The sequence below is a fragment of the Rhizobium sp. NRK18 genome (assembly GCF_024385575.1).
In the GTDB taxonomy this organism is placed as follows: Bacteria; Pseudomonadota; Alphaproteobacteria; order Rhizobiales; family Rhizobiaceae; genus JANFMV01.
On the sequence record NZ_JANFMV010000001.1, the window covers coordinates 353,875 to 380,402 of the forward strand.

At 63.6% G+C, this 26,528-nt stretch carries 22 protein-coding genes; 16 read left to right on the forward strand and 6 right to left on the reverse strand.

The window, feature by feature from the left end; translation table 11 throughout:
- Positions 1-3 precede the first annotated feature (3 nt).
- From NN662_RS01615 to NN662_RS01640, 6 genes are read left to right on the forward strand one after another with little or no spacing between them, the layout of a single operon-like run.
- Positions 4-870 (forward strand): ABC transporter permease, encoded by an 867-nt coding sequence (locus NN662_RS01615; protein WP_410010955.1) that lies wholly within the window; start codon positions 4-6, stop codon positions 868-870.
- Positions 867-2,495 carry an ABC transporter ATP-binding protein gene (locus NN662_RS01620; protein ID WP_261928573.1) on the forward strand — a complete coding sequence of 543 codons (1,629 nt, stop codon included), beginning with the start codon at positions 867-869 and terminating at the stop codon, positions 2,493-2,495. The genes NN662_RS01615 and NN662_RS01620 overlap by 4 nt, the downstream gene beginning before the upstream one ends.
- 54 nt (positions 2,496-2,549) lie before the next feature.
- Positions 2,550-4,052, forward strand: coding sequence for a M81 family metallopeptidase (locus tag NN662_RS01625; RefSeq protein ID WP_261928574.1), 1,503 nt, complete (start codon positions 2,550-2,552; stop codon positions 4,050-4,052).
- A 27-nt stretch (positions 4,053-4,079) separates the two neighbouring features.
- On the forward strand, positions 4,080-5,243 hold the full coding sequence (locus NN662_RS01630) for a M20 aminoacylase family protein (RefSeq protein WP_261928575.1): 1,164 nt from the start codon (positions 4,080-4,082) through the stop codon (positions 5,241-5,243).
- Positions 5,244-5,274: 31 nt separating this feature from the next.
- Entirely contained in the window at positions 5,275-6,405 is a 1,131-nt protein-coding gene (locus NN662_RS01635; RefSeq protein ID WP_261928576.1) for a M20/M25/M40 family metallo-hydrolase, read from the forward strand.
- A 39-nt stretch (positions 6,406-6,444) separates the two neighbouring features.
- Positions 6,445-7,923: an amidase gene (locus NN662_RS01640; RefSeq protein ID WP_261928577.1), complete on the forward strand. Its 1,479-nt coding sequence runs from the start codon at positions 6,445-6,447 to the stop codon at positions 7,921-7,923.
- Positions 7,924-7,956: 33 nt separating this feature from the next.
- Here the strand turns inward: NN662_RS01640 and NN662_RS01645 are convergent, their stop codons facing one another.
- Entirely contained in the window at positions 7,957-8,586 is a 630-nt protein-coding gene (locus NN662_RS01645; RefSeq protein ID WP_261928578.1) for a TetR/AcrR family transcriptional regulator, read from the reverse strand.
- A gap of 129 nt (positions 8,587-8,715) precedes the next feature.
- Here NN662_RS01645 and NN662_RS01650 point away from each other — a divergent pair, with 129 nt between their 5' ends.
- Positions 8,716-10,752: an NADH:flavin oxidoreductase gene (locus tag NN662_RS01650; RefSeq protein ID WP_261928579.1), complete on the forward strand. Its 2,037-nt coding sequence runs from the start codon at positions 8,716-8,718 to the stop codon at positions 10,750-10,752.
- 26 nt (positions 10,753-10,778) lie between these two features.
- Here NN662_RS01650 and NN662_RS01655 read toward each other — a convergent pair whose 3' ends face one another.
- The 3 genes from NN662_RS01655 to NN662_RS01665 are packed head-to-tail and all read right to left on the reverse strand — an operon-like array spanning position 10,779 to position 13,356.
- A complete protein-coding gene (locus NN662_RS01655) occupies positions 10,779-11,303 on the reverse strand; it encodes a flavin reductase family protein (protein ID WP_261931833.1) in 525 nt (174 codons plus the stop codon).
- A 2-nt stretch (positions 11,304-11,305) separates the two neighbouring features.
- On the reverse strand, positions 11,306-12,199 hold the full coding sequence (locus NN662_RS01660) for an aldo/keto reductase family oxidoreductase (RefSeq protein ID WP_261928580.1): 894 nt from the start codon (positions 12,197-12,199) through the stop codon (positions 11,306-11,308).
- Positions 12,199-13,356: an LLM class flavin-dependent oxidoreductase gene (locus tag NN662_RS01665; RefSeq protein WP_261928581.1), complete on the reverse strand. Its 1,158-nt coding sequence runs from the start codon at positions 13,354-13,356 to the stop codon at positions 12,199-12,201. The genes NN662_RS01660 and NN662_RS01665 overlap by 1 nt, the downstream gene beginning before the upstream one ends.
- 106 nt (positions 13,357-13,462) lie before the next feature.
- Between NN662_RS01665 and NN662_RS01670 the strand changes: the two genes are divergently transcribed.
- Both NN662_RS01670 and NN662_RS01675 read left to right on the forward strand, forming a co-directional pair.
- Positions 13,463-14,173 (forward strand): GntR family transcriptional regulator, encoded by a 711-nt coding sequence (locus tag NN662_RS01670; protein ID WP_261928582.1) that lies wholly within the window; start codon positions 13,463-13,465, stop codon positions 14,171-14,173.
- A gap of 8 nt (positions 14,174-14,181) precedes the next feature.
- Positions 14,182-15,294 (forward strand): Gfo/Idh/MocA family protein, encoded by a 1,113-nt coding sequence (locus tag NN662_RS01675; RefSeq protein WP_261928583.1) that lies wholly within the window; start codon positions 14,182-14,184, stop codon positions 15,292-15,294.
- A 56-nt stretch (positions 15,295-15,350) separates the two neighbouring features.
- Here the strand turns inward: NN662_RS01675 and NN662_RS01680 are convergent, their stop codons facing one another.
- Positions 15,351-16,403: a LacI family DNA-binding transcriptional regulator gene (locus NN662_RS01680; RefSeq protein WP_410010956.1), complete on the reverse strand. Its 1,053-nt coding sequence runs from the start codon at positions 16,401-16,403 to the stop codon at positions 15,351-15,353.
- A gap of 135 nt (positions 16,404-16,538) precedes the next feature.
- On the opposite strand from NN662_RS01680, the gene NN662_RS01685 reads away from it, so the two are divergent.
- The 7 genes from NN662_RS01685 (at position 16,539) to NN662_RS01715 (ending at position 25,583) form a co-directional block, all read left to right on the forward strand.
- A complete protein-coding gene (locus tag NN662_RS01685) occupies positions 16,539-17,642 on the forward strand; it encodes a glycoside hydrolase family 105 protein (protein ID WP_261928585.1) in 1,104 nt (367 codons plus the stop codon).
- Complete coding sequence (kduI, locus tag NN662_RS01690) at positions 17,639-18,475, forward strand: 5-dehydro-4-deoxy-D-glucuronate isomerase (RefSeq protein ID WP_261928586.1); 837 nt, start codon at positions 17,639-17,641, stop codon at positions 18,473-18,475. Before NN662_RS01685 ends, kduI begins: the two co-directional genes overlap by 4 nt.
- Positions 18,472-21,003, forward strand: coding sequence for a hypothetical protein (locus NN662_RS01695; RefSeq protein WP_261928587.1), 2,532 nt, complete (start codon positions 18,472-18,474; stop codon positions 21,001-21,003). The genes kduI and NN662_RS01695 overlap by 4 nt, the downstream gene beginning before the upstream one ends.
- Positions 21,004-21,083: 80 nt before the next feature.
- Positions 21,084-22,349: an ABC transporter substrate-binding protein gene (locus NN662_RS01700; RefSeq protein ID WP_261928588.1), complete on the forward strand. Its 1,266-nt coding sequence runs from the start codon at positions 21,084-21,086 to the stop codon at positions 22,347-22,349.
- 93 nt (positions 22,350-22,442) lie between these two features.
- Complete coding sequence (locus tag NN662_RS01705) at positions 22,443-23,438, forward strand: carbohydrate ABC transporter permease (protein WP_261931834.1); 996 nt, start codon at positions 22,443-22,445, stop codon at positions 23,436-23,438.
- Complete coding sequence (locus tag NN662_RS01710) at positions 23,438-24,490, forward strand: carbohydrate ABC transporter permease (RefSeq protein WP_261928589.1); 1,053 nt, start codon at positions 23,438-23,440, stop codon at positions 24,488-24,490. Before NN662_RS01705 ends, NN662_RS01710 begins: the two co-directional genes overlap by 1 nt.
- Before the next feature lie 10 nt (positions 24,491-24,500).
- Positions 24,501-25,583, forward strand: coding sequence for an ABC transporter ATP-binding protein (locus tag NN662_RS01715; RefSeq protein WP_261928590.1), 1,083 nt, complete (start codon positions 24,501-24,503; stop codon positions 25,581-25,583).
- Between the two features lie 87 nt (positions 25,584-25,670).
- Here NN662_RS01715 and NN662_RS01720 read toward each other — a convergent pair whose 3' ends face one another.
- Positions 25,671-26,483, reverse strand: coding sequence for an HpcH/HpaI aldolase family protein (locus NN662_RS01720; RefSeq protein ID WP_261928591.1), 813 nt, complete (start codon positions 26,481-26,483; stop codon positions 25,671-25,673).
- Positions 26,484-26,528 lie beyond the last annotated feature (45 nt).

Below are 26,528 nucleotides of genomic sequence, written 5' to 3' on the forward strand. Positions count from 1 at the left end.
AACATGCCCGCCGGTCGTGCCGGTGGCTTTGCAGCCGGCTTCGTCCGGGTCGCGCGCCGCTATCCCTTCGCCTTCGCCGGCGGCGTCATCATCACGATCATGCTGCTGGCGGCGATCTTCTCGCCTTGGCTCGGCACTGTCGATCCGATCGCCATGACGCCGTCTCAACGCCTCAAGCCGCCGTCGGCCGACCACTGGCTCGGCACCGACATGTTCGGCCGCGATGTCTGGAGCCGTGTGGTCTATGGCACGCGCGTGTCGCTGACGGTCGGCATTTCCGCCTCGCTCATCTGCGTCGCCATCGGCCTCGTCACCGGATTGTTCGCCGGCTATTTCCGCGCCGTCGATGCCATCGTCATGCGGTTCATGGACGGGCTGATGTCGATCCCGGGCATTCTCCTGGCGATCGCGCTGGTCGCCGTCTCCGGAACGGCCAACCTCTATACCGTCATCATCGCGATCTCGGTGCCGGAGATCCCCCGCATCGTCCGGCTGGTGCGCTCCGTGGTGCTGACGGTGCGCGAGGAGCCCTACGTGGAAGCCGCCGTTTCGCTCGGCACGCCGCTCCTGAAGATCCTCTACCGGCACATCTTCCCGAATACGGTGCCGCCGCTGATCGTGCAGGCGACCTATGTCTGCGCCAACGCCATGCTGACGGAAGCGATCCTGTCCTTCCTCGGCGCCGGCACGCCACCCGAATTTCCAAGCTGGGGCAACATGATGGCGGAAGGCCGTGTCTTCTTTCCGCTCGCCCCCTGGATAGTATTGTTTCCGGGGCTTGCCCTCGCGCTCACCATCCTCGCCGTCAATGTTCTCGGCGATGGCCTGCGCGACCGTCTCGACCCCCGTATTGCAAGGAAAATGGCATGAGCGGCGAAGGTCCAGTCCTGTCGATCGAGAACCTCACCGTCCGGCTGCCGAAGGGTGCGGACCGTGAAGACGCCGTCAGCAATGTGTCGCTGACGGTCAATCGGGGCGAGATCGTCTGCGTCGTCGGCGAAAGCGGATCGGGAAAATCCGTCAGCTCGCATGCGATCATGGGGCTCTTGCCGAAGGAACTGCAGGTCGCCTCCGGCCGCATCCTCGTCAATGGGCAGAACGTGGTCGAAAAGAGCCTCAAGGAACTGCGCGCCATGCGCGGCACCGAGATGGCGATGATCTTCCAGGAACCGATGACGGCGTTGAACCCGGTCATCAAGGTCGGCGAGCAGATCGACGAGGTCCTGCGCATCCATACCGGCCTGTCGGCCAAGGAACGCTACGAGCGGGTGATCGACATCATGAAGGCGGTCAACCTGCCCGATCCGGTGGCGATGGCGGGTGCCTATCCGCACCAGCTTTCCGGCGGCCAGCGGCAGCGCATCATGATCGCCAGCGCGCTGGTGCTCGATCCCGGCCTGCTGATTGCCGACGAGCCGACGACGGCGCTTGATGTCACCACGCAGGCCCAGATCCTGAGCCTCGTTAACGACATCCAGGAGCGGCGTGGCACCGGCGTGCTCTTCATCACCCACGACTTCGGCGTGGTGGCCGAGATCGCCGACCGTGTCGTCGTCATGCGGCGCGGCGAAGTGGTCGAAACGGGGCCGGTCGACGACGTTCTTTCCCGGCCGCAGCACGACTACACCAAGATGCTGATGGCTGCCGTGCCCGGCATGACGCCGCCGAGCCGTCCCTCGAAAGCGGCCAACAAGGTCGCCTTCGAGACGGTGAAGCTGGAGAAGACCTATGGCGGCAAGGGCTTCCTGAAGAAGGACCGGGTCGTCCATGCGCTGAAGGGCGTCGATCTTCGGGTGCGCAAGGGCGAAACGCTGGGGATCGTCGGCGAAAGCGGCTCCGGCAAGTCGACGCTGGCGCGCTGCGTCGTCCGGCTTGTCGATCCGACGTCCGGGGCCATCCTGGTCGGCTCGCAGGATATCGCCAATCTCAGCCAGCGGCTGTTGAAGCCGATGCGCAGCAAGGTGCAGATCGTCTTCCAGGATCCCTACCGTTCGCTCAATCCGCGCGTCAGCGTCGGCCAGTCGATCATCGAGGGTCCGGTGAATTTCGGCGTTCCGGAAAGCAAGGCGCTTGAAAAGGCGCGCGAACTGATGGGCCTCGTGGGTCTGTCGCCGGACGCGCTCGACCGGTTGCCGCACCAGTTCTCCGGTGGCCAGCGCCAGCGCATCTGCATCGCCCGGGCGCTCGCCATGGAGCCGGAGATCCTGATCGCCGACGAATCCGTCTCGGCGCTCGACGTTTCCGTGCAGAAGCAGGTGCTGGAACTTCTCGACACCGTGCGCGAGGAATTCAATCTCGCCGTTCTCTTCATCACCCACGACCTTCGGGTCGCGGCCCAGGTGTGCGACCGGATCGCGGTCATGCATCGCGGCGAGGTGGTGGAACTTGGCGAAACCGCTTCGATCTTCGCCAATCCGCAACACGAATACACCAGGTCGCTGTTCGATGCCGCCCCCGGCAAGGGGCGCGCCTTCGGTACCGCGATCCCCGCCTGATCCATTTGACATCCCGACCGGCCACAGACGCCGGATGACGGAGGAAGACTTTTCATGTGCGCCAAACGCATCGCCATCGGCGGCTTCATGCACGAGACCAACACATTCGCACCGAGCAAGGCGAGCTATGCGGATTTCGAAAAGGGCTGGGGTCCGCTGCCGATGGTGCGCGGCGGCGAGATCCCGGCGAAGGTGAAAGGCGTCAATATCGGCATAGCCGGCGCGGTCGACTATGCGGCGAAGGCCGGCTGGGAGACCCTGCCGACACTCTGGTGCGGTGCGACGCCATCCGCCCATGTGGAAGCCGAAGCTTACGAACGAATCGTTACCGAACTGATCGACCGGATCGTCGGGCTCGGACCGCTCGACGGCATCTATCTCGACCTGCACGGCGCGATGGTGGCGGAGAATGCCGATGACGGCGAAGGCGAGCTGCTGCGGCGCCTGCGGCAGGCCGTCGGCCGGGATGTCCCGATCGCCGTCAGCCTCGACCTGCACGGCAACATCACGCCGCTGATGGTCGAAAATTCGGACGTCATGGTCGGCTACCGCACCTATCCGCATGTCGACATGGCCGAGACCGGCCAGAGGACGGCATCCTCACTCGACCGCATATTGACCAGCGGCAAGCGGCCGGAAAAGGCGCTGGTGACAATCCCGTTCCTGATCCCGATCTCATGGCAGGCGACGGAAGCCGAACCCTGCCGGACCATCTACGAGCGTGTGGCCGCAAGCGAAAAGGACGGTGTGACGTCGCTTTCCTTCTTCCCCGGCTTTCCGGCGGCCGATTTCGAGGGCTGCGGCCCGGTCGTCATCGCCTATGGCGACACGGCGGACGATGCAAACGCTGCCGCAACGGAGATTGCGGCTTTTGTCGAAGGCTTCGAAGACGCATTCGACGGCAAGGTCTATGCGCCGGAAGAGGGCGTACGCTATGCGATGGAGCGGGCGAAGACCGCCAGCCGACCGATCGTCATTGCCGATACGCAGGACAATCCCGGCGCTGGCGGCAACAGCGATACCGCCGGCATGCTCAAGGCGCTGGTCGCCTGCGGGGCGGAAAACGCCGCCATTGGCGTGCTCTATGATATCGACGCCGCCAAGGCAGCGCATGCGGCCGGCGAGGGCGCGACCATAAGGCTTGCGATCGGCGGCAGGTCCGGCATTCCGGGGGACAGCCCGTTCGAAGGGATGTTCACAGTGGAAAAGCTCTCCGACGGACGCTTTCGGACTACCGGTCCCTATTATGGCGACAGCGACATGGAGCTTGGGCTCTCCGCCTGTCTGAAGATCGGCGGTGTGCGCGTCGTCGTCGGATCGCACAAGGTTCAGCTCGCCGACCAGGCCATGTACCGCTTCGTCGGCATCGAGCCGACGACGGCGGCGATCCTCGTCAACAAGAGTTCGGTGCATTTCCGCGCCGATTTCACCCCCATCGCCGAAGAGATCATCATCTGCGCCGCGCCCGGCCCGATGCCGGTTTCGCCCGTCTCGCTGCCGTTTACGCGGCTCGCCAAGGGCATGAAGCTCGCGCCGAACGGTCCCGTCTTCGGCTGAATGCCAAACACACAAAGAGGAATGCCCATGTCCGTGCTCGAAAAGATCGACAGCTTCAAGGGAGAACTGGTCGACATCCGGCGCGATATCCACGCGCATCCGGAGATCGGCTTCGAGGAGGTGCGCACCAGCGCCATCGTCATCGAGAAGCTCAAGAGCTACGGCGTCGAGGTTCATACCGGCTTCGGCAAGACCGGCGTGATCGGCGTCATTCGCGGCACGAAGGGCGAGGGCAAGATGATCGGCGTGCGGGCCGACATGGATGCGCTGCCGATGGACGAGACGACCAACCTTCCCTACTCCTCCAAGGTGCCCGGCAAGTTTCATGGCTGCGGCCATGACGGCCATACGACCATGCTTCTGGGTGCTGCGCGCTATCTCGCCGCCAACCCGGATTTCGCCGGCACCGCCGTGATGATCTTCCAGCCGGCGGAAGAGGGGCTCGGTGGCGCGCGGCAGATGATCGCCGATGGCCTGTTCGAAAAGTTCCCCTGCGACGAAATCTACGGGATGCACAATTCCCCGAACGGCAAGCCGTTCGAAGTCGAGATCAAGCCGGGCGCGGCCATGGCCGGCGCCGATTTCTTCGACATCCACATCACCGGCGTCGGTTCGCATGCCGCGATGCCGGAGCACTCTAAGGATCCGATCGTCGCCGCGACCGCGCTGGTCCAGGCCCTGCAATCAATCGTGTCGCGCAACGTCAAGCCGCTGAAGAGCGCGGTGCTCTCAGTCACCCAGATCCATGCGGGCACGGCCTATAACGTGGTTCCGGAAAAGGCGACGATCACCGGCACGGTGCGGTTTCTCGACCGCGAGGTCGGCAAGCTCGTCAAGGAACGGATGGAAGCCGTCTGCAAGGGTATTGCCGCGACCTACGACGTGGACGTCCGGCTCGATCACCGCAACGCCTTCGACGTGCTGATGAACACCGAAGAGCTGGTTGCCGGCTATGCCGAGGCCGCCGCCGACATCGTCGGTGCGGAGAATGTCTTCACCGATGTCGAGCCGGTGATGGGCAGCGAGGATTTCGCCGACATGCTGGCGGCGGCGCCGGGCGTCTATTGCCGCATCGGCCATGCCGGCACGGTGCCCGTCCACAATCCTGGTTTCACTTTCGACGACAACCTGTTGCCGGTGGGAGCCGCCATCATGGCCCGTATCGTCGAGCGCCGCCTCGGCGCTGCGTAAATCCATTCTTACATTTGAGGGCCATATAGACATGAACCCCAATGACATTCCCTTCGATACCGACGACATGCTGGCGGCCCTGAAGCCGTGGGTCGAATGCGAGAGCCCGACCTTCGATGCCGCTGCCGTCGACCGCATGATGGATCTCGCCGCCTACGACCTTTCGGCCGCCGGTGCCACGATCGAGCGCATCCCGGGTCGCATGGGCTATGGCGGCTCCGTGCGCGCCCGCTTTCCGCACAAGGATTACGGCAAGCCCGGTATTCTCATTTCCGGCCATCTCGACACAGTCCATCCCGTCGGCACGCTCGAGATCAATCCGTTCCGGATCGAGGATGGCTGCTGCTACGGCCCCGGTATCCAGGACATGAAGGCCGGCTGTTATCTTACCGTCGAAGCCATGCGCCAGCTGGCGCTGGCCGCTGTCGAAACGCCGCTGCCGGTCACGATCCTGTTCACCCCGGATGAGGAGGTCGGCACGCCTTCGACACGCGAGCTGATCGAGATGGAGGCCCGCAAGAGCAAGTATGTGCTCGTTCCAGAGCCGGCCGATCCGAAATGCAATGCGGTCACCGGCCGCTATGCCATCGCCCGCTTCAAGGTGAAGACGAGCGGCCGGGCCAGCCATGCCGGCTGGGCGCTGAAGGACGGCCGGTCGGCCATCAACGGCATGGCCCGCAAGATCCTCGAGATCGAGGCGATGACGGGCGACGACTGCACCTTCTCGGTCGGCGTCATCCATGCCGGGCAATGGGTCAACTGCGTTGCCGACAGCTGCGAGATCGAGGTTCTCTCGATGGCCAAGCGGCAGGCCGATCTCGACCGGGGCGTCGAGCGGATGCTCTCGCTGGCGGGCGAGGAAAACGACATCACGACAGAAGTCTGGCGCACGGTGACACGGCCGGTCTGGGAGCCGGATGACGGGACGATGGCGCTTTACGAAATCGCCAAGGGGGTTGCCGGCGATATCGGCTTCCATCTCGACCACGGCAGTGCCGGCGGCGGTTCCGACGGCAATTTCACCGGCGCGCTCGGCATTCCGACACTCGATTCGATCGGCGCGCGCGGCAGGGGACTGCATACGAAGAACGAGCACGTCTTCATCGACAGCCTCGTAGAGCGCGCCCGGTTGATCGCCGGCCTGATGATGCGTCTCGACTGATTGCAAGATACCGATTGACGGACTGAAAGGATTGCAGCGATGGTGCTGACGATGAGCTGGGACGAATGGGCGGCAAGCGACGGTGTCGGGCTGGCAGACCTGATCAGGCGCGGCGAGGTGACGCCCGCCGAGCTTGCGGTTCAGGCGGCCGAGGCGATCGCGGCGGTCAATCCGGCCATCGACGGCGTCATCGAAGTTTTCGAGGATACGGTTGCCGATCCCGGCCTGATCGGAACCGATCTTTCCGGCTTCTTTGCCGGCCTTCCGTTTCTCATGAAGGATCTCGGGCCGACGGTCGGCGGACGGTTGCAGGAAATGGGCTCGCTCTCGATGAAGGGCAACCGGCCATCCTCCGACAGTCACCTCACCACCCGCATCAAGGGCGCCGGCCTCAACATCATCGGCCGCACGACGACGCCGGAATTCGGCTGCTGCAGTTCGGCCGAAAACCCGGCCATGTATGTCACGCGCAACCCGTGGAACACCGACTATACCAGCTGCGGATCGTCGGCCGGCGCTGCCGTTACCGTTGCCTCCGGCGCGGTGCCGATCGCGCATGGCAGCGACGGCGGCGGCTCGATCCGCATTCCGGCCGGCGTCAACGGGCTGATCGGGATGAAGACTACCCGCGGCACGTTTTCCATTGCGCCCTATGGGTCGGACTTCACCTCAGTGGTCTCCACGCAAGGTTGCCTGACGCGCACGGTGCGTGACACGGCCGCCTTCATCGACAATTGCCGGGGTGGCGCGCCGGGCGAGTTCATGCCCTACTGGTCGCCGGACGTTCCCTTCCTCAAGCTGATCGAGCGCGACCCGAAGCCTCTGAAAATTGCCGTCTCGCACGAATGGGGACCTTACAAGGCGACGCCGCATATCGTCGGCGAGCTGGAACGGGCGGCCCGCTTCCTCGAAAGCCTCGGCCATAATGTCGAGTGGATCGTGCCGACTGTCGACTTCGAAAAGGCTTATCGCGCGCAGACGACCTGCTACATCACCAATTTCGCGCAGACGGTGAACAATCTTCTTCGCGCCAAGGGGCTCGACCGGCCGCCGGCCGATCTCTTCGAGCCGATGAACATTCGGATCTGGGAACAGGGCAAGGATGCGACCTATACCGAGCGGTCGGACATGCAACTGGCCTTCAACGATACCGCCCGCGCCTTCGGGGCCTTCTTCGAGGAGTGGGACGTCATCCTGACGCCGACGACGTCGCGGGAAACGCCGAAGCTCGGGACGACCGAATATTTGACGATCACCGACAATCCGTCGGCGCTCGACTGGTTCGGCAATCTCTGGGGCTTTTTCGCCTACACGCCGCTCACCAATCTCTGCGGCACGACGGGCATCTCGATGCCGCTGGCAACGCTCGAGAGCGGACTGCCGCTCGGCATTCACGCGCAGAGCCGGCAGGGCAATGACGGACTGCTGCTGCAGCTTGCCGCCCAGGTGGAGCGGGCGATCGACGGCAAATGGAACCAGGGCCGCCGGCCAATGGCGCATGTGACGGCGGAACACTAGCGGGGGAACCCTGCCGGCTCGCGACGGGATGGGTCAGGCCGGACGGTAGCCGTGGCGGGCGGCGAAGCGCTGCAATTCCGCTTGCGTTGCCGTGGTTCCGGTCAGAACCTCGATATAGTCGGGAATGCGCTGCATGCGCGTCTCGATGTCCTCTTCGGTCTGCATGGTGATGTAGCCGATCTGCACGAGGTAGGTGGTTCGAGCCCGCACGTCGGCATTCACCTCGGAAAGCCCGAAGCGGACAAACATCTGGCGCAGCGCATCGAGCCGCTCCTGGTCGGCTTTCCTCACGTCCGCCGATATGTCGTCGGACTGCAGTGCCCAGCTTCGGATCGCGAATTCCATCTTTGAATCGAACATGCGGCTGTCGAGCCAGCAGTCGCAGATGTTGAGCATGGCCTCGGCCGGCGTCAGGGCCGGTGCGAGCGTCTGCTGCACGAGGCCGCCGGTATTCTTTTCGCGCCATCTTCCGACGAGAGCTTGAAGCAGTTCCTCCCGGTCCCTGAAGAACCAGTAGAAGCTGGTGCGCGACAGGCCGAGCTTCTTTGCCAGCGGCAGGATTTTCACCGAATCGACTCCCGCCTCCAGCAAGGCTTCCGAGGCCGCGTCGAGCCAGCCCTCCCGCGATCCGCGCCAACCACTCTCGTTCGTCATCTCTTCCATGGGGGATTTCTAACAGCGCTGCCGGACACGCTCAATCAAAATGTACAGCTGTGTCCATTTTTAAAATTGACACCTGTGTACATTTCGCTTTAGCTTCGCTTCAGAAACAGCCCGCGCGGAGCCCGCACCATGTCGAACGATCCCCTTCTCCAGCCTTATCAGCTCAAGCATCTGACGCTCAGAAACCGCATCATCGTCACCTCGCACGAACCGGCCTATCCGGAAGAGGGCATGCCGAAGGCGCGCTATCGGGCCTATACGGTGGAGCGGGCGAAGGGCGGGGTGGCACTGACGATGACGGCCGGATCGGCGGCGGTATCGAAGGACAGCCCGCCGGTATTCAACAACCTGCTGGCCTACAAGGACGAGATCGTGCCGTGGGTTCGGGAAATGACCGACGCGGTGCACGAGCAGGGGGCGGCGATCATGATCCAGCTCACCCATCTCGGCCGCCGCACGCGCTGGGACAAGGGCGACTGGCTGCCGGTGCTGGCGCCCTCGCATCACCGCGAACCGGCTCACCGGGCCTATCCGAAGAAGCTCGAGGACTGGGATATCGAGCGCGTCATCAAGGATTTCGCCGACGCGGCGGAGCGGATGAAGGCTGGCGGCATGGACGGGGTCGAGCTGGAAGCCTACGGACACCTGATCGACCAGTTTGTCTCGCCTCTGACCAATGAACTCGACGGCCCCTATGGTGGCTCGCTCGACAATCGCCTGCGCTTCTGTCTCGACGTGTTCAAGGCGATGCGGGAGCGGGTCGGCGACGACTTCATTCTCGGCGTCCGCTACACCGCCGACGAGCGGCTGCCCGGAGGTACGAGCAAATCGGACGGCATGGAGATTTCCAGGCGGCTGAAGGACAGCGGCCTGATCGACTATCTGAACGTCATCCGCGGCCATATCGACACCGATCCGGGCCTGACCGATGTCATTCCGATCCAGGGCATGGCGAATTCTCCGCATCTCGACTTTGCCGGAGAAATCCGCGCCGCGACCAACTTCCCGACATTCCATGCGGCGAAGATCCCTGATGTCGCGACGGCCCGGCATGCGATCGCCGCCGGCAAGGTCGATATGGTCGGCATGACCCGTGCGCACCTCACAGATCCGCATCTGGTGCGCAAGATCATCGAGAAGCGTGAGGAGGACATCCGCCCCTGCGTGGGTGCCAACTACTGTCTCGATCGTATCTATCAGGGCGGGGAAGCCTATTGCATACACAATCCGGCAACCGGCCGCGAACTGACGATGCCGCACATTATTTCGAAAGCCGAGACGCGGAAGAAAGTGGTGATCGTCGGCGCCGGGCCTGCCGGTCTGGAAGCCGCCCGCGTTTGTGCCGAGCGCGGCCATGAGGTCGTGGTGTTCGAGGCAGCCGACAAGGCCGGCGGACAGATCCGTCTGACGGCGCAAAGCGAGCGCCGCCGCGAGATGATCAGCATCATCGAATGGCGGATGAGCCAGTGCGAAAAGCTTGGCGTGACGTTCCGCTTCAACACCTGGGCGGAAGCCGATGCCGTTCAGGCGGAAAACCCTGACGTCGTGATCATCGCGACTGGCGGCCTGCCGCACACCGAGGTCCTGTCGCACGGCAACGAACTGGTGATTTCCGCATGGGACATCATTTCCGGCGACGTCAAGCCGGGCAGCAACGTGCTGATCTTCGACGATGCTGGGGACCATGCCGGCCTGCAGGCGGCCGAGTTCATTGCCAAGGCGGGTGGCAAGGTCGAGATCATGACGCCGGACCGCTCGTTTGCGCCGGAGGTCATGGCAATGAACCTGACGCCCTATATGCGCTCGCTGCAGAAGCTCGATGCAACGTTCACCGTCACTTACCGTCTGGAGGCGGTGGAAAAGAGCGGCAACGAACTGCTGGCCGAGATCGGCAGCGACTACGGCGGTGTCACAAAGACGCGCTCCTTCGACCAGATCGTCGTCAACAACGGCACCATTCCGCTCGACGATCTCTATTTCGAGCTGAAGCCGCTGTCATCCAATCGGGGCGAGATTGCCCAGGATGCACTGATTGCCGGGGCCCCGCAGGCGGTGGTCCGCAATCCGGACGGGACCTTCCAGCTGTTCCGGATCGGCGATGCCGTTGCCGCGCGCAATACGCATGCCGCCATTTACGACGCGCTGCGGCTTGCCAAGGATATCTGACCATCCGACGGCCTTCCGGGCCTCGGTCAGCCGTTCAAGGCGAAACGGCCGAAGCTGCCGCGCGAGAAGCAAAGGGGATCGCCCTCGCGATGGGCGGCGCGCAGCACCCTGCCGATGACGATCGTATGATCGCCGGCGTCGTGCAGGGTCGAGCGGGCGCATTCGAAGCGGGCAAGCGTGCCGGGAATGATCGGCGCACCTTCGCCATTCTCGTACCAGGGCAGGCCGTCGAAACCGGCTCCGCCGCGGGTGAAGCGGGCGCTGAGATCATGCTGGTCGGCGCCAAGAACATGAATGACGTAATGCTCGGCGTCGGTGTAGATGCCGTGACGGGCCGAACTCTTTGCCGGCGACCAGAGGACGAGCGGCGGATCGAGTGAGACAGAGGCGAAGCTGTTGACCGTCATGCCGGTGGGACCTTCCGGCCCCATCGCGGTGACGACGGTCACACCCGTCGTGAAGCTGCCGAGCGCATTGCGGAACGGCCGCGCATTCTCTGCATCCGGCACGAAGACATGTTCGCCGTGGGACGGCACATTGCCAGCAATCATCATCAGGGGACCTCTTTTCCGGTGGCGATCGTGTAGAGTTCGAACCATGTCTGTCGATCGATCTCGACCTTGGCGGCGTCGGCGATGCGGGCGATCCGGTCGAGGCGATTGGTGCCGAGAACCGGCATGATGCGGGCAGGGTGCGCCAGCAGCCAGGCAATCGCCACCGCCGTTTCGTCGACGCCCTGTTCCGTCCCGATCCGCTTCAGGGCAGCCAGCAGCTCCGGCCGCGAACCATCGAACAGCGACCCGCCGCCGAGCGGCGACCATGCCATCGGCGCAATCATCCGCTCCTGCAGGAAGGCGAGGTCGCCGTTGGTGAAGGCCGGGGTGTGGATGAGGCTCAGTTCGATCTGGTTGGTGACCAGCGTCTCTTCCATCGACGACTGGAGAAGCGAGAAATCCCACGGGCGGAAATTCGAAACGCCGACGCTTCTGACCTTGCCGGATTTTACCAGTGTATCCAGCGCCGGACCGGTTTCATCGGCATCCATGAACGGATCCGGCCGGTGGATCAGCAGAAGGTCGATGCGATCGGTGGCAAGGTCCTTCAGCGAAGCCTCGACGGAGGCGTTGATGTGGGCGGCGGAGGTGTCGTAATGCTTGACGCGGGTGGCCGCATGGCGGCCGGCGGGTGCCACGATGCCGCATTTGGTGACGATCTCGATCTTGTCTCGCAGCGCCGGCGCGGCCTTTAGTGCATGGCCGAAGATGCCTTCCACCGTGTAGCCGCCGTAAATGTCGGCATGGTCCATCGTGGTGATGCCCTGTTCGAGGCATGCCTCCACCTTCGCCTCGATGCGGGCCGGCGAGGTGTCCGTGTCTTCGGCGAGACGCCACATGCCGTAGACGAGGCGGCTGAGGGTGAGACCAGGGGCGATGTCGATGCGTTCCATCAGTGGCGAACTCCGTTTCCAAGTGGCGTCGCCGGGGTTTCAGCCGGCACGCGTCCATATTCATGCGGCAGCGAACAGGTTTTCAGCTGCGGCAGAACCTTGGTGCCGAAATGTTCGGCCTCGTCAAGGTGCGGATAGCCGGAAAGGATGAAGGCGCGGATGCCCATATTGCGATAGGCCTCCAGTTCGGACAGCACCTGGTCGGTCGAACCGACGATCGCGGCGCCGCAGCCCGAGCGGGCACGGCCGATGCCGGTCCACAGATGCGGCTCGATATAGCCGAATTTGTCGGCGAGCTCGCGTGCGCGTGCCTGGTGGGAAACGCCGAGCGAGATCGAATCATGGGCGCGATCGCGGATCAGCTTGCCGTATTCGTCGTCGAGCTTTGAGACGAGATGGTCCGCATATTCGCGCGCTTCCTTCTCCGTGTCGCGGACGATCATGTGGACGCGCAGGCCGTAATCCAGCGTGCGACCATGGGCGCTTGCGCGCTCGTTGACGGCCTTCATGCGCTCGGCGAGCTGCTCCCTCGGTTCCGGCCACATCAGGTAGACGTCGCACTGGGCGCCGCAGAGCTCTAACGCATCCGGCGAGTAGCCGCCGAAGTAGAGAAGCGGTCCGCCATTCTGCTGATAGGGCCGGGCGGGCTCGGTCGTCACACCCTTGAAATTGTAGACCTCGCCTTCGAAGTCGATCGTATCGCGCGTCCATGCCTGGCGCAGGATCTCGACGACCTCGTGGCTGCGCTTGTAGCGGAAGGCGCTGTCGGCGACTTCACCCGGAAAATCGGAGCTGATGACGTTCAGCGTCAGCCGGCCCTTCAGCATGTGATCGAGCGTCGCCACGGTGCGGGCCAGCATGATCGGCTGCATTTCTCCGCAGCGAATGGCAGCGAGGAAGTTGATGCTGTCGGTCAGCGGCGCGCAGCCGGCGACAAAGGAAAGCGTGTCCTGGCCGACCTGATAGGAGGACGGGCAGAGGATGTTGCGGAAGCCGAGACGCTCGGCGGTCGTCACGATGTCGGAGCAGTGTTCGAAATCAGACCGCAGGCGGCCGTCCGGCACGCCGAGGAATTCATAGTCGTCCGAGCACAGGGCGGAGAACCAGGACACTTCCGCGGCATCAAGGTCGGCAGAGGTGACGGGGACGATGGTCATCGGGAAAAACTCCTCGGCTTGCGCATTTTTTTCTTTGCATAACATCCGCATTGATATAGATCAATAGTGTATCAATTTTTCCGTTCGCCACCGGAAGCAAAGAAAAATGCAGTCAAATCAAACGCGAGGCAGCCTTCCGGCCTATCTGCAGATCGTCGAACTGCTCGTTCGCGATATCGCTGCGAACCGGCTGGTCGATGGCGAGCGGCTGCCGCCGGAGCGAGAAATGGCGACCCAGCTGGGTGTCGCGGTCGGCACATTGCGCAAGTCGCTGGCGGAACTCGAAAGCCGAGGCCTCCTGGAGCGGGTCCAGGGCTCCGGCAACTACGTCCGCGCGATCAGCGACCCGAAAAGCGTCTATGCCATGTTCCGGCTCGAACTGATCGGCGGCGGCGGATTGCCGACAGCCGAGGCGCTCAGCGTCGAACGCCTGAAAAAGCCGGATGGATTGCCGGCCTTCGGTGCGTCGCCGGACGCCCATCGCATTCGCCGGATCCGCTACCTCTCCGGCAAGCCGGCAGCGCTGGAGGAGATCTGGCTCGACAGTCGCTACGCGGAGGCGATCACCCTGGATGACCTTTCTGAATCCCTCTACCTCTTCTACCGGCAGAAGCTTGGCCTCTGGATTACGCGCGCCGAAGATCAGGTGGGTCTCGGCGCCGTTCCGGACTGGACGCGGGCACCATTTGCCATGGTTGCTGGCGCGCCCGTGCCGCTCGTGACCCGCGTCAGTGAGGCCCAGGATGGCGCCCGCGCCGAAGTTTCCTTCAGCTGGTTCGATCCCGATATCGCCCGCTACGTCGCCCGTCTCAAATAGGAATGAGCATGAAAACGCTGAATTACGGCATTATCGGTTGTGGCATGATGGGGCACGAGCACCTGCGCAACATCGCGCTCCTGCAGAACGCCCGGGTGGCGGCGATCTTCGAGCCCGACGCCGCCATGCGGGCAACGGCATCGGCCATGGTGCCGGAGGCGGTGCTTGCCGGATCGATTGCCGAGCTTCTCGCGGTCGATGACGTCAATTGCCTGCTGATCGCCAGCCCGAATTATCTGCATCTCGCCCAGCTCGAGGAAATCGCGGCCATCCGGCCGCTGCCCGTGCTCGTCGAGAAGCCGCTGTTCACGGCACCGGCGGATGCCGAGCGCCTTGCCGCGCTGCGCGCCGCCTATCCCGCGCCCATCTGGGTGGCCATGGAGTACCGTTACATGCCGCCCGTCGCCCGCCTGATCGAACAGGCGGACGAGGCGACAGGCGGCATCCGCATGTTGACGATCCGCGAGCATCGGTTTCCGTTTCTCGAGAAGGTCGGCGACTGGAACCGTTTCAACCGCAACACGGGCGGCACGCTGGTCGAAAAATGCTGCCACTTCTTCGACCTGATGCGCCATATCCTGAAGTCCGATCCGGTCCGGATCATGGCGTCGGGCGGCCAGTCCGTGAACCATCTCGACGAATTCTATGATGGCGAGCGGTCGGACATCTGGGACAACGCCTATGTGATCGTCGATTTTGCGTCGGGCGCGCGGGCGATGCTGGAACTCTGCATGTTCGCCGAAGGCTCGCGCTTTCAGGAGGAGATCTCCGCCGTCGGGCCAAAAGGCAAGATCGAGTGCCACGTGCCGGGTCCCGGACGCTTCTGGCCGGAGCATCTCGGCGCGCCGCCAGTGCCCGAGGTCGTGGTGTCGCCGCGCGAACCTGCCGGTCCCCGCACCATCGAAATTCCCGTCGATCCGCAGCTTCTTGCCGCCGGAGATCACAACGGCTCGACCTTCTACCAGCATCAGCGCTTTCAGCGCGTGGTCGCCGGTCAGCAGGAGGTCGAGGTCGGCCTAAAGGACGGCTGGTGGGCCGTGGCTATGGGCATGGCGGCGCAGCAGTCGGCGACGACCGGCCAGGCGGTCGATCTGACCGCAGTGGGTTACAAGGTGCGCTGATGAGAGGATCAATCCGCTTCAGACATGGAGTGATTAGCCGGCTAAGGTGCGGCGCGTCATCCGTGTCTGGCGCGGGCCGTGGATTGGCGTTCGACGATATGGCAGGCGAGTTCCACACGTCGGGCCGGGCCGGGAATGCCGCTCACGCTGTCGATCAGAAGGTCGAGCGCCGCAGCGCCGATATCGCGCATCGGCACGTGGATCGAGGTCAGCGGCGGACTGTAGAAGGCCGCCTGCGGCAGGTCGTCCATGCCAATGACGGACACGTCGGAGGGCACGCGGTAGCCCGCACGGCTGACGCCGGCCATGGCGCCGAGCGCAAGGCTTTCACCCGCCGTCAGGATGGCGGAAAAGTCCAGCCCGCGCGCCTCGATGCGCTTCTTGATGGCGTCGGCGGCGAGGTCGGGCAGCCAGTCGTCGACCTCGACGACCAGGTCGGCAATGTCTTCCGCGCCCTGTTGCAGCATGACGTCGCGCCAGCCTTCGTAACGCCGTTCGATGGTGCGCCGGCCTCGGCGCATGAGGAAGAGGATGCGTTCGTGGCCGAGGCGTCGCAGGTGATCGGTGCCCATTGCGGCGGCGGATCGATTGCAGGGCGTGACGCTGGAAAGGCGCATCAAGGGGTCGTCGCCGTTGACCAGGATGACCGGCTTGCCGAAATCGCGGGTCAGCGCCAGCACCTCCTCCTCGTCCAGCGTCATGAACAGGAAGCCGGCGACCTGCTCGTCTTCCAGCGACTGGCGAAGGGTGTCGATGTCGCTTGCCGTATTGGAAACCGGCTGGGTGACGATCTCCACGCCCAGCGTTTCGGCCCGCTGATGCAGCCCTTCCAGCACCTGCGCGGTGAACTGGTTGCGCACATAGTCGATCATCGCGACGCTGCTGGCCGCCAGGATCACCTTTCTGCCGGCGACGGAGGCGGGAACGCTGTAATTCAGCGTCTTGGCCATTTCGGCGACCTGCGCGCGGATTTCCGGCCGCACGCCCTTTTCGCCGGCGAGCGCCCGCGACGCCGTGCTCAGCGACACGCCACAACGCGCCGCGATGTCCTCCAGCCGCACCTTGCGGCTCGGCCTGCCCCGCTTTCCGGTAATCGTGTTCAAGGCAATGTCCTCCCATTAGTTCGCATAAACTGCAAAAAATTTTCAGATTGCGCAATAAATTTCGCTGTGGCACCGTTTCATTCAAGCCGTCCGGTAGAGTTGAATGGAGACGAGACGGCGCGATACGGGAGGATTGCCGAAATGATTCCAGACGGACGCGCCTTGCGCGAACGATTGACGCTGCTTGTCGATGGTATGACGAACCTGCGCCATGACGGGCAGTACGACGAGCCGAACCTGGACGGCACGCCCGGCGACTATATCAGCTTCAATTCCTGGGAATGGCCGCAGGGCGTCGGCCTCTATGGCCTCGTGCGCCTCTGGCAGCAGTCGGGCGATGCGGCGCTGAAGCCGCTTATTGAAAAGTGGTATGGCGATCGCATCGCGGCGGGCCTGCCGACGCTCAACATCAACACCACCGCGCCGATGCTGGCGCTCTCGCTCCTGTGGCGCGAAACGCGCGACGCGCGCTGGGTCCCGGTCATGGATCAGTGGGCCGACCGCATATTGAAAGAGATGCCGCGCACGCCGGAACGCGGCCTGCCGCACATCGTCTCGGACAAGATCAACGATCAGGAACTCTGGGACGACACGCTGGTCATGGTCGGCCTGTTCCTCGCCTCCTACGGTCACGCTTCCGGCCGCAAGGAACTGGTCGACGAAGCCTGCCACCAGTTCCTGCTGCACACCCGCTATCTGGCCGATCCCAAGTCCGGCCTCTGGTTCCATGGCTGGACGTTCGACGGTCGGCACAATTTCGCCCGGGCGCTCTGGGCGCGTGGCAATTGCTGGATCACGCTCGGCATCCTCGACCTGATCGAGCTTGCCGACATTCCGGCGCCGGTCCGCACCTTCCTGATCGGCGTTCTCGAAACGCAGATCGATGCGCTTCTCAGGCTGCAGGCACCGTCGGGCGCCTGGCACACGCTGCTGGACGATCCGACCTCCTACGAAGAGATCTCGGCGACGGCGGGCTTCGGCTACGGGCTGATGAAGGCCGCACGCCTCGGTGTCGGACCGAAGGAATGCCGCGATGCCGGGCTTCGCGCCCTTCAGGTCGTGGTCGACAATATCGACGACAGCGGTACGGTCTCGAACGTGTCCTACGGCACCCGCATGGGGCACGACCTGCAGTTCTACAAGGACATCCCGATCCAGCCGACCGGTTACGGCCAGGCGCTGGCGATCCTCTGCCTGACGGAAGGTCTGCAGCATGTCGGCAGAAACGAGGAGGCTGCGGCATGACGATGCGTGTCCTCTACGGCGTCTCGCCGGCCGATATCCCATCCTTCGACACCAAGCGCCTGCGCGCGGAGTTCCTCGTCGAGAAGCTCTTCCAGCCGGGCGCGATCGAATTCGCCTATACCCATGTCGACCGGATGATCGTCGGCGCGGCTTGCCCGGCGGGCGAAGCGCTGACCTTCGGTGACGGCGCGGATGTCGGCACGCCGCTGTTTTTCACCGCCCGCGAGATGGGGATCGCCAATCTCGGCGGAGCCGGCCGGATCACCGTCGACGGTGAAACCTTCGCGCTCGCCAACCGCGACATCCTCTATGTCGGTCGCGGTGCAAGGCAGGTGACGCTGACGAGCGACGATGCTTCGGCGCCGGCGCGCTTCTACATGAATTCCGTTCCGGCGGGCCGCGACATCGCGCACCGCCTGATCACCAAGGAAGAAGCCAAGCCGCTGGATCTCGGCGAAGACGCCCGATCCAACAAGCGGCGGCTGAAAATGTACATCCACCCCGAGGTCGCTCCATCATGCCTCCTACTGATGGGGATCACCGATCTCGCACCCGGCAGCATCTGGAACACCATGCCCCCGCACCTGCATGAGCGGCGCATGGAGGCCTATTGCTATTTCGACCTCGACGAGGCCGACCGGGTGATCCATCTCATGGGCCGGCCGGACGAGACACGCAACCTCATCGTCGCCAACGGCGACGTGGTACTGTCGCCCGCCTGGTCGATCCATATGGGCGCCGGCACCGGCCCCTACGCCTTCGTCTGGGGCATGACCGGCGAAAACCAGGCCTATACCGACGTCAACCCGGTTCCTGTGGCGGATTTGAAATGAACGTGGCGATGAAGACCGTGACCGAACAAGACCACCTGCGCCGTCCCCTGCCGGCCGGCGCGCCCGTCACCTACTGGCAGCTCGGCGCGACCGCCGAGGCGCGTTACGATGTGCCGGACCAGCCGATGAAGGGGGAAATGGATCCCTTCTTCTTCCTGACGAAGCACAAGAATTTCATCCCGCACGAATATCCCTGCCGCACGGCCTTTGCCGCAGAGCGCAGAGGCAAGCGACCGGAGGTCGCCGGACAATTCGCGCTGTCGCGCTTCTGGATGCCCTTCGCTTCCCCACGGGTCGATCTCTCCGGCTTCTGGTTCCGTCCGACGGTCATCGGCACCTGGGCGCGCACCATGATCTCGGTGAAGGAAGCGGGCACTGCGACGCTCCGGCTCGGCACCTGTGGCGGCGCTGTCCTCTTCGTCAATGGAGCGGAAGCCGGCTGGATGGCCGACTATGTCCGCAATCTGGAAGCCAAGAAGGAATTTACGGTCGAGCTTGCCGCCGGCGAGAACGAGATCGCGATCTTCTTCGACGATCTCGCCGAGCGTGATGCTCGCTACTTCTTCCAGCTGGATTACGTCTCCGGCCCCGAGGCCGAGCAGGCGCTGCCGGTTCCGGTCGACGGTGCCGTGGCTGCCGAAATTGAGGTCGCTCTCGACCGTATGCATTTCGAACGGCCGGTCTATCGCACCGGCGAGGTGGCGCTGACGACATCGGCCGGCATCTCCGTCGATGCCGAGGCGACGGTGACGATCGCCGGCGATTTCATGTCGCGCGAAGAGCCAATGAAGGTGTCGCGGACACTGAAGGCCGGGCAATCGCGCATTGCGGTCGGCGAGACGGAAAACCTGCCGTCCGACTTCCGCCACTTCCATGTCGATCTGTCCGTCGGCGGGTTCACGGCAAGCCGGGTCTTCGGTGTCGAGATCTGCCATGGCGAGCGGCAGGGTGTCGCGGCATCAGACATTCCCGGTCGTATCCGGGAGACGCTGGACGAGATTTCAGACTACGGGGAACCGGACAATGTGACGGCGCTCGCGCGTCTCGCCTCGGGCCGCTACGGCACCGACACGGACCGCATGATCGCCGAAACGCTGCCGACCATCGTCGATTGCCACGACTGCGCCGATTTCGCGCTTGTGCCGCTTTTGTGGTGCCGCACTGCCTATGGCGCCCATATCGCGCCGGAAGTGGTCGCGAAGATCGACGAGGCGATCCTGTCCTACCGTTACTGGATGGATGAACCCGGCAACGACGTGCAGTGGTACTTTTCGGAAAACCACGCGCTGCTGTTCCACACGGCCGCCTATCTCGCCGGCGCATTGCTGCCGGACGCGACCTTCCGGCGCTCGAGACGTTCCGGACGCGATCAGTCCGCGACGGGGCTCGCCCGTGTCCGCGCCTGGCTCGATCACTTCGAAAAGTGGGAAATGGCCGAGTTCAATTCGGCACCCTATTTCCCGATCGACCTGAAGGGCCTGACGGCGCTCTTTGCGCTGGCGCCGGATGCGGATGTCCGCGAGCGGGCGCGCAAGGCGATCGTTCGGCTGGTGACCATCGTCGCGCGCTCGGCGCATCACGGTATCCTGACGGGTGCGCAGGGGCGTTCCTACGAGCACACGCTGCGGGCGGCGGGATCGCTGGAGCTTTCCGGCATTGCCCGGCTGATCTGGGGGACCGGCAATTACGGTCGCCGGGTGCATGCGCTGCCGCAGATGGCGGTCTGCCTTCGCGATCACGGCCTGGAAATCCCCGCCGAGCTCGCCGCTGTTGCCGACTGGCGGTCGAACGATGCGCAGGAATGGGTGTTCGCGCAGGGCGAAAACCGCATGGCGCGTCTCTATCACTACAAGACCGAAGCCTATTCCATCGGCACGGCGGCGCATTACCGCTGGAACGAATGGGGGTATCAGGAAACCGTCCTGCATGTGCGCCTCGGCGACGATCCGGATGCGCAGATCTGGATCAACCATCCGGGCGAAACCATTCATTCGGGTTACGGCCGTCCATCCTATTGGGGCGGCTCCGGCAGCCTGCCGCGGCTCTGGCACTATCGCGGCCTGGCGGTGGCGATCTTCGAATGCGCACCTGAACAGCCGGACTTCACCCATGCCTGGTTCCCGCGCCAGATCTTCGGTTCTTCGACTGTCGAGGGTGAGGTTGCGTTTGCCACGTCCGGCAAGGGGCTGGTGCTGCTGAAGGGCGGCTCGGCGCTTCAGCTGGTCGGAGAAGGTCCGACGGCGGGCAACGAATTGCGGCTTGCCGGACACAGGGGGACCTGGATCGTCCGTCTCGGCAGCACGGATCACGATGGAGATCAGTCGGCGTTCGCCAAACGCTTCGGTGGTCTCGCGGTCAAGGAAAATGCCGATGGGACGCTTTCCATCGATGACCCGGAATATGGCCTGGTGACGCTTCATGCCGACGGGCGGATCAGCGCCGAAGGGCGCGTGCTCGATCCGGCCGGCTGGAGCGTCGAGGGCCATGCAGAAGTTCTGCCGCAGGGGGCGATCGCCACCCGCGGATGACGAATGCGGTGATGGCCATGGGAAGGGGCCCTCGCCGGATGCAACCGACGGCACAACGCCGTTCATCGAAGGAGGAGACGATGATGAAGAACAAGACCATAATTGCAGCCGCCGCCATGGCGCTGATGTCCACGACGGCGGCCTTTGCCGGCGACGTCCGCATCATGTGGTATTCCGATGGCGTCGAAGGAGAGGTTCTCAAGGACCTCATCAGCCGGTTTGAAAAGGACAATCCGGACATTCACGTCACGATCGACGAGGTGGCCTATTCGGTCATCAAGGAGCAGCTTCCGGTGCAGCTGGCGGCTGGCAACGGGCCCGACATCGCCCGCGTGACGAACCTGAAGTCGCTGTCGCAGTACTGGCTCGACCTGACGCCCTATCTCAAGGACGTCGATTTCTGGAAGAAGAACTACGGTGACCAGCTCGACTGGATGCGTCCGGACGGATCCGACATCATTCCCGGTTTCATGACGCAGATCACGCTGACCGGCGGTTTTGCCAACAAGACGCTGTTCGACCAGGCCGGCGTTGCCCTTCCGGGCCCGGATGCGACCTGGGAAGACTGGGCCAAGGCCACGCAAAAGGTCGCCGAGAGCCAGCAGATTCCCTACGCCTTCGCGATCGACCGCTCCGGCCACCGCATCACCGGGCCGATGATTTCCTATGGCGCGAACTATATCGGTGCCGACGGCATGCCGGCGCCGCTGGACGACAAGGGCAAGAAGTTCATCTCCGACCTCGTGGGCTGGACGAAGGACGGCATTGCGGAACGGGACGTCTGGGTTTCTGCTGCAGGAACCACCTACCGTGCGGCAGCCGACGACTTCATCAATTCGCAGGTCGCCTTCTACTATGCCGGTTCGTGGCAGATCCCGAACTTCATGACCAAGATCGGCACGGACTTCGACTGGGTCGCCACCGGAAGCCCCTGTGGCCCGGCTGCCTGCACCGGCATGCCCGGCGGCGCTGGCCTCGTTGCCATGAAGGCCACGAAAAACCCGGAGGACGTCGCCAAGGTGATGGATTACCTGGCCTCCACTCCGGTCGCCAAGGAGTTCGCCGAACGGACGCTGTTCCTGCCGTCGAACAAGGAAGTCATCGCCGGCGGCCTCGACTTCAAGACGGACAACCAGTTCGCCAAGGAAGCGCTCAATACCTTCGTGAAGGCGTCTTCGACGACCGCTCCGGAAGCATTGAAGCTGCCGGGCTGGAAGTGGTCTGACGCCTATTACGGCGCCCTTGTCAGCCGCGTCAGCCAGGTCATGGCCGGTGAAATGAGCCTCGATGAAGCCTATGGCCGCATCGATCAGGACATTGCCGACAAGGTGAAGGAAGCGAAGTAAATCCTCCCTGTCCGACACCAAACGCCGGCGCATCGTGCGCCGGCGTGAAGGAAAGTTTTGATCATGTCCGAAAACCGAAAGACGCTAGGGACCATGGCGAGCGGCCTCACGATGGCCGTGGTCGAACGCATCATGGGGATCATCGACATCCCGCTCAGGCGCTGGCAGAAGGCGACCGGCCAGACCGGCATGGCCTCGTTCTTCCTGTTGCCCAACATGGCCGTCTTCGGCGTTTTCGTGCTGATCCCGTTCGTCATCAACTTCATCTATTCGATGACCGGCGGCGCGCAGATATTCCTGGACGAGCGTCGCTATGTCGGCATGCAGCAATATCGGGAAATCTTCTCCTGCGGCAATTATCTCGATCCGAACTCCTGCGTGCAGGACGGGTTCTGGACCGCGGTGCAGAACACGGCGCTGTTCGTCGTCCTCCAGGTCATATTGCTTATCGTGCTGTCCCTGGTCACGGCGCTCATCCTCAACCGCGAGATCATCGGCCGCAGCTTCTGGCGCGCGGTGTTCTTTTTCCCTGTTCTCCTGTCGCCCGTCGTCACCGGCCTGATCTGGCGGTGGATCCTGCAGCGCCAGGGCCTCTTGAATTTCATTCTCTACGAGTGGTTCGGCGCCGAGCCGTTCAACTGGCTGACCGATCGCACCACCGCCTTCATGGCGACGATCGGCGTGACCATCTGGGCGCATATGGGCTTCTACACGCTGATCCTGCTGGCCGGCCTGCAGGCAATTCCGAAGGACCTCTATGAGGCTGCCCAGATGGACGGCACCTCGCGCAGCCGCGTCTTCTGGCGCATTACCCTGCCGCTCCTGATGCCGAACCTCATCGTCGTGCTCGTGCTCGCACTGATCCGCGCCGTGCAGGTGTTCGACGAGGCCTTCGTCCTGACCGGCGGCGGACCCGGAACCAGCACCATGTATATCGTGCAATACATCTACGAGATGGGCTTCGCGTCGGAACTCAGAAACCCCGGCCTTGCCGCTGCCGCGTCGATCCTGATGGGTGCCGTGCTGGTGGTGCTGACCCTCATGCAGATGGCGGCGTCCCGCCGTAACGAGAAGAAGGGAGAGCGCTGATGTCGGCCATCTCGCGCTTCATTTTCCGCCGCCGTGGTGGCGACGGCTGGCACTGGACCGATATCGTCACCTGGGTGTGGCTGATCGGCGGGCTGATCATCATGTTCGGTCCGGCTGTCTGGCTGACGCTCTCTTCCTTCAAGTCGCCGGCGGCGCTTTCCAAGTTTCCGCCGACGGTCCTGCCCTATGTGACGCAGGAAGTGAAGGTCGAAGGCTTCGACAAGCCGCTGCCGCTCTATGAGGTCACCCTGCCGGACGGCACGACGGCGAAGCTCGTGGAGAAGCGCCGTGTCGGGATCGTCGCGCAGATGATCGATCCGAAGAACCCGTCGACGGTCTACAAGATCAATATCAACAACCGCAAACCGGTCGACATGATCGAGTTCGCGACCGAGAACTACACCGAGCCCTTCATCCAGTTCGATTTCCTGCGCTATCTCTGGAACTCGGTGTTCGTGACCGTGATGGCCACCATCATCACGCTGGCAATCAATTCGATGGCCGCTTTCGCGCTGTCGAAATACAAGTTCCGTGGCCAGAGCCTGATCCTGATCATCATCGTCGGAACGCTGATGGTACCGCTCGGCGTCATCATGGTGCCGCTCTATTCGATCGTGTCGGCGCTCGGCCTGTTCAACAATCTCTGGGGCGTGATCCTGCCGACGGTGGCGACGCCGACCGGCGTCTTCCTGCTGCGCCAGTACATGCTGACGATCCCGGACGAGCTCATCGATGCGGCCCGCATGGACAAGGCGTCGGAGTGGCAGATCTACTGGCGCATCGTGCTGCCGCTGGCCACGCCGGCGCTTGCCGTGCTTGCGATCTTCTCGGTCGTCTGGCGCTGGAACGATTTCCTCTGGCCGCTGATCGTGCTCAGCCGATCCTCGCTCTACACGCTGCAGGTCGGCCTGAATGTCTATGCCGGCCAGCTCAACGTCCAATGGCAATACATACTGGCGATGACCGTCGTCACCATGATCCCCGTCGTCCTCGTGTTCGTGTTCCTGCAGAAGTTCATCACACGCGGCATTGCGACATCGGGTTTGAAGTAGGGAGTGCGGCATGGGCCGGATCACACTGGAAAAAATCACCAAGTCCTTCGGCGCGATCAACGTGTTGCATGGCATCGATCTCGATATCCAGGACGGCGAGTTCGTCGTCTTCGTGGGGCCGTCCGGGTGTGGGAAGTCGACGCTGCTGCGCCAGATCGCCGGCCTCGACAAGCCGACCAGCGGCAAGATCACGATCGACGAGAAGGTTGTCACCGACGTGCCGGCCGCAGACCGCGGGCTTGCCATGGTGTTTCAGTCCTATGCGCTCTATCCGCATATGAGCGTTCGCCAGAACCTCGCCTTCGGGCTCGAGAACGCCCGCATGCCGAAGTCCGAGATCGAAAGCCGGATCGCAGAAGCGGCGCGCATGCTTGAGATCGGCGACTATCTGGAGCGGCGGCCGGGGCAGCTTTCCGGCGGCCAGCGCCAGCGCGTGGCGATCGGCCGCGCGATTGTGCGCAATCCAACGGCGTTTCTGCTTGACGAGCCGCTGTCGAACCTCGATGCGGAACTGCGGATATCGATGCGTGCCGAACTTTCCGCCCTGCACAAGCGGCTGAAGACGACGATGATCTACGTCACCCACGATCAGGTCGAGGCCATGACTCTGGCAAACCGCATCGTGGTTCTCCGCAAGGGGCAGATCGAACAGGTCGGCACGCCTCTGGAGCTCTACAACCGGCCTGCGAACCGCTTCGTCGCCGGCTTCATCGGGGCGCCCAGCATGAACTTCCTGTCGGGCAGCATCATCGGCACAGGCGCCGAAGGGACGACGATCCGCATTCTCGGCGAGGAAACGCTGACCGTTCCGGTGAAGGCAATGACTGGTGGTGAAGACGTGACGATCGGTGTCCGGCCGCAGCACATCCGTCTTGCCGGACCGGATGAGGCCAGCATCGCCGTGACCATCGATCTCGTCGAGGCGCTGGGATCGGAAACCGTGGTGCATTGCCGGCTATCGACCGGCGAGATCATGCTCGCGGTGCTGGCCGGCCAGCACGAGCTCGTCGCCGGAGATGAAATCCGGCTGAGCTTCGAGCCGAAGCATCTGCATCTTTTCGACAAGGACGGCTTGCGGCTCGCCGAACTCTGATCTCGGAGGGCCGGCGCCGGCCGGCTGATCTTGCCGACACAAGAACGGGGAGGCGATGGATCCATCGCCTCGCCGTTTCGTCAGACATTACCAGCCGTAGGACGCGCCCGGCTTCTTGAGAGGAGCAGCCTCGGTGCCGAGAGACTGGTCGCGCTCGGCGGCGGCCTGCCGGGCGCCGTTGATCAGCAGCGAGACATCGTTCGGGCCGACCACGAAACGATAGCCGATCTCCTTGAGGTCGGCCCAGCTGCGGCCGGCGCCGGCGATCGTCGCCAGCAGCTTGCCTTTCGCCAGGCAGCCTTCTTCCGCGCGCTGAATGAGCGCCTGCGGCTCGGCTTCCGTCAGCCGCTCGAGATGGTTGACCGAGCCCGCGAGATCGTTGGGGCCGATGAAGATCGCGTCGATGCCGTCGATGGAGGCGATTGCGGCAATGTTCTCGACCGCCTGCACATGTTCGCACTGGACCATCACGAGGACGTCGTCATGCGCTTCCTTCAGGGCGTAGTCGGGCCGCGCGCTGTAATTGGAGGCCCTCAGAATTGGGGCGGCATAGCCGCGATTGCCACGCGGCGGATAGCGGCAGGCATCGGCGATGATCTGTGCTTCTTCGGGCGTGTTGACGCGCGGCACGATGATCGAACGGATGCCGCGGTCGAGGATCTTGTTCAGCATCCAGGGCTGGCTGTTGGGTACGCGCAGGACCGCATGGCCGCCGGCCGCCTCGATGGCGCGCGACATGCCGACCCAGGTTTCGAGATCGCCGATGCCATGTTCGCCGTCGATGACGATGACGGGCCAGCCGTTGTAGACCATGACCTCGGCGTTGTCGGCGGAGCCCATCTCCGCCCAGGCTGCCGATATGAACTCACCGGCCAGAAGCCGCTGCTTTAACGCGTTCATCAAGAATGTCCTTTATGCCGGCGACAGTTTTCGACGCTGTCGCCC

Coding starts and splice junctions, on each gene's coding strand:
- NN662_RS01635 (WP_261928576.1), top strand. CDS start 5,275: ATGAACCCCAATGACATTCCCTTCGATACCGACGACATGCTGGCGGCC.
- NN662_RS01660 (WP_261928580.1), bottom strand. CDS start 12,199: ATGGAACGCATCGACATCGCCCCTGGTCTCACCCTCAGCCGCCTCGTC.
- NN662_RS01670 (WP_261928582.1), top strand. CDS start 13,463: ATGCAGTCAAATCAAACGCGAGGCAGCCTTCCGGCCTATCTGCAGATC.
- NN662_RS01630 (WP_261928575.1), top strand. CDS start 4,080: ATGTCCGTGCTCGAAAAGATCGACAGCTTCAAGGGAGAACTGGTCGAC.
- NN662_RS01675 (WP_261928583.1), top strand. CDS start 14,182: ATGAAAACGCTGAATTACGGCATTATCGGTTGTGGCATGATGGGGCAC.
- NN662_RS01685 (WP_261928585.1), top strand. CDS start 16,539: ATGATTCCAGACGGACGCGCCTTGCGCGAACGATTGACGCTGCTTGTC.
- NN662_RS01705 (WP_261931834.1), top strand. CDS start 22,443: ATGGCGAGCGGCCTCACGATGGCCGTGGTCGAACGCATCATGGGGATC.
- NN662_RS01655 (WP_261931833.1), bottom strand. CDS start 11,303: ATGATTGCTGGCAATGTGCCGTCCCACGGCGAACATGTCTTCGTGCCG.
- NN662_RS01720 (WP_261928591.1), bottom strand. CDS start 26,483: ATGAACGCGTTAAAGCAGCGGCTTCTGGCCGGTGAGTTCATATCGGCA.
- NN662_RS01665 (WP_261928581.1), bottom strand. CDS start 13,356: ATGACCATCGTCCCCGTCACCTCTGCCGACCTTGATGCCGCGGAAGTG.
- kduI (WP_261928586.1), top strand. CDS start 17,639: ATGACGATGCGTGTCCTCTACGGCGTCTCGCCGGCCGATATCCCATCC.
- NN662_RS01625 (WP_261928574.1), top strand. CDS start 2,550: ATGTGCGCCAAACGCATCGCCATCGGCGGCTTCATGCACGAGACCAAC.
- NN662_RS01700 (WP_261928588.1), top strand. CDS start 21,084: ATGATGAAGAACAAGACCATAATTGCAGCCGCCGCCATGGCGCTGATG.
- NN662_RS01650 (WP_261928579.1), top strand. CDS start 8,716: ATGTCGAACGATCCCCTTCTCCAGCCTTATCAGCTCAAGCATCTGACG.
- NN662_RS01620 (WP_261928573.1), top strand. CDS start 867: ATGAGCGGCGAAGGTCCAGTCCTGTCGATCGAGAACCTCACCGTCCGG.
- NN662_RS01615 (WP_410010955.1), top strand. CDS start 4: ATGCCCGCCGGTCGTGCCGGTGGCTTTGCAGCCGGCTTCGTCCGGGTC.
- NN662_RS01645 (WP_261928578.1), bottom strand. CDS start 8,586: ATGGAAGAGATGACGAACGAGAGTGGTTGGCGCGGATCGCGGGAGGGC.
- NN662_RS01640 (WP_261928577.1), top strand. CDS start 6,445: ATGGTGCTGACGATGAGCTGGGACGAATGGGCGGCAAGCGACGGTGTC.
- NN662_RS01715 (WP_261928590.1), top strand. CDS start 24,501: ATGGGCCGGATCACACTGGAAAAAATCACCAAGTCCTTCGGCGCGATC.
- NN662_RS01695 (WP_261928587.1), top strand. CDS start 18,472: ATGAACGTGGCGATGAAGACCGTGACCGAACAAGACCACCTGCGCCGT.
- NN662_RS01710 (WP_261928589.1), top strand. CDS start 23,438: ATGTCGGCCATCTCGCGCTTCATTTTCCGCCGCCGTGGTGGCGACGGC.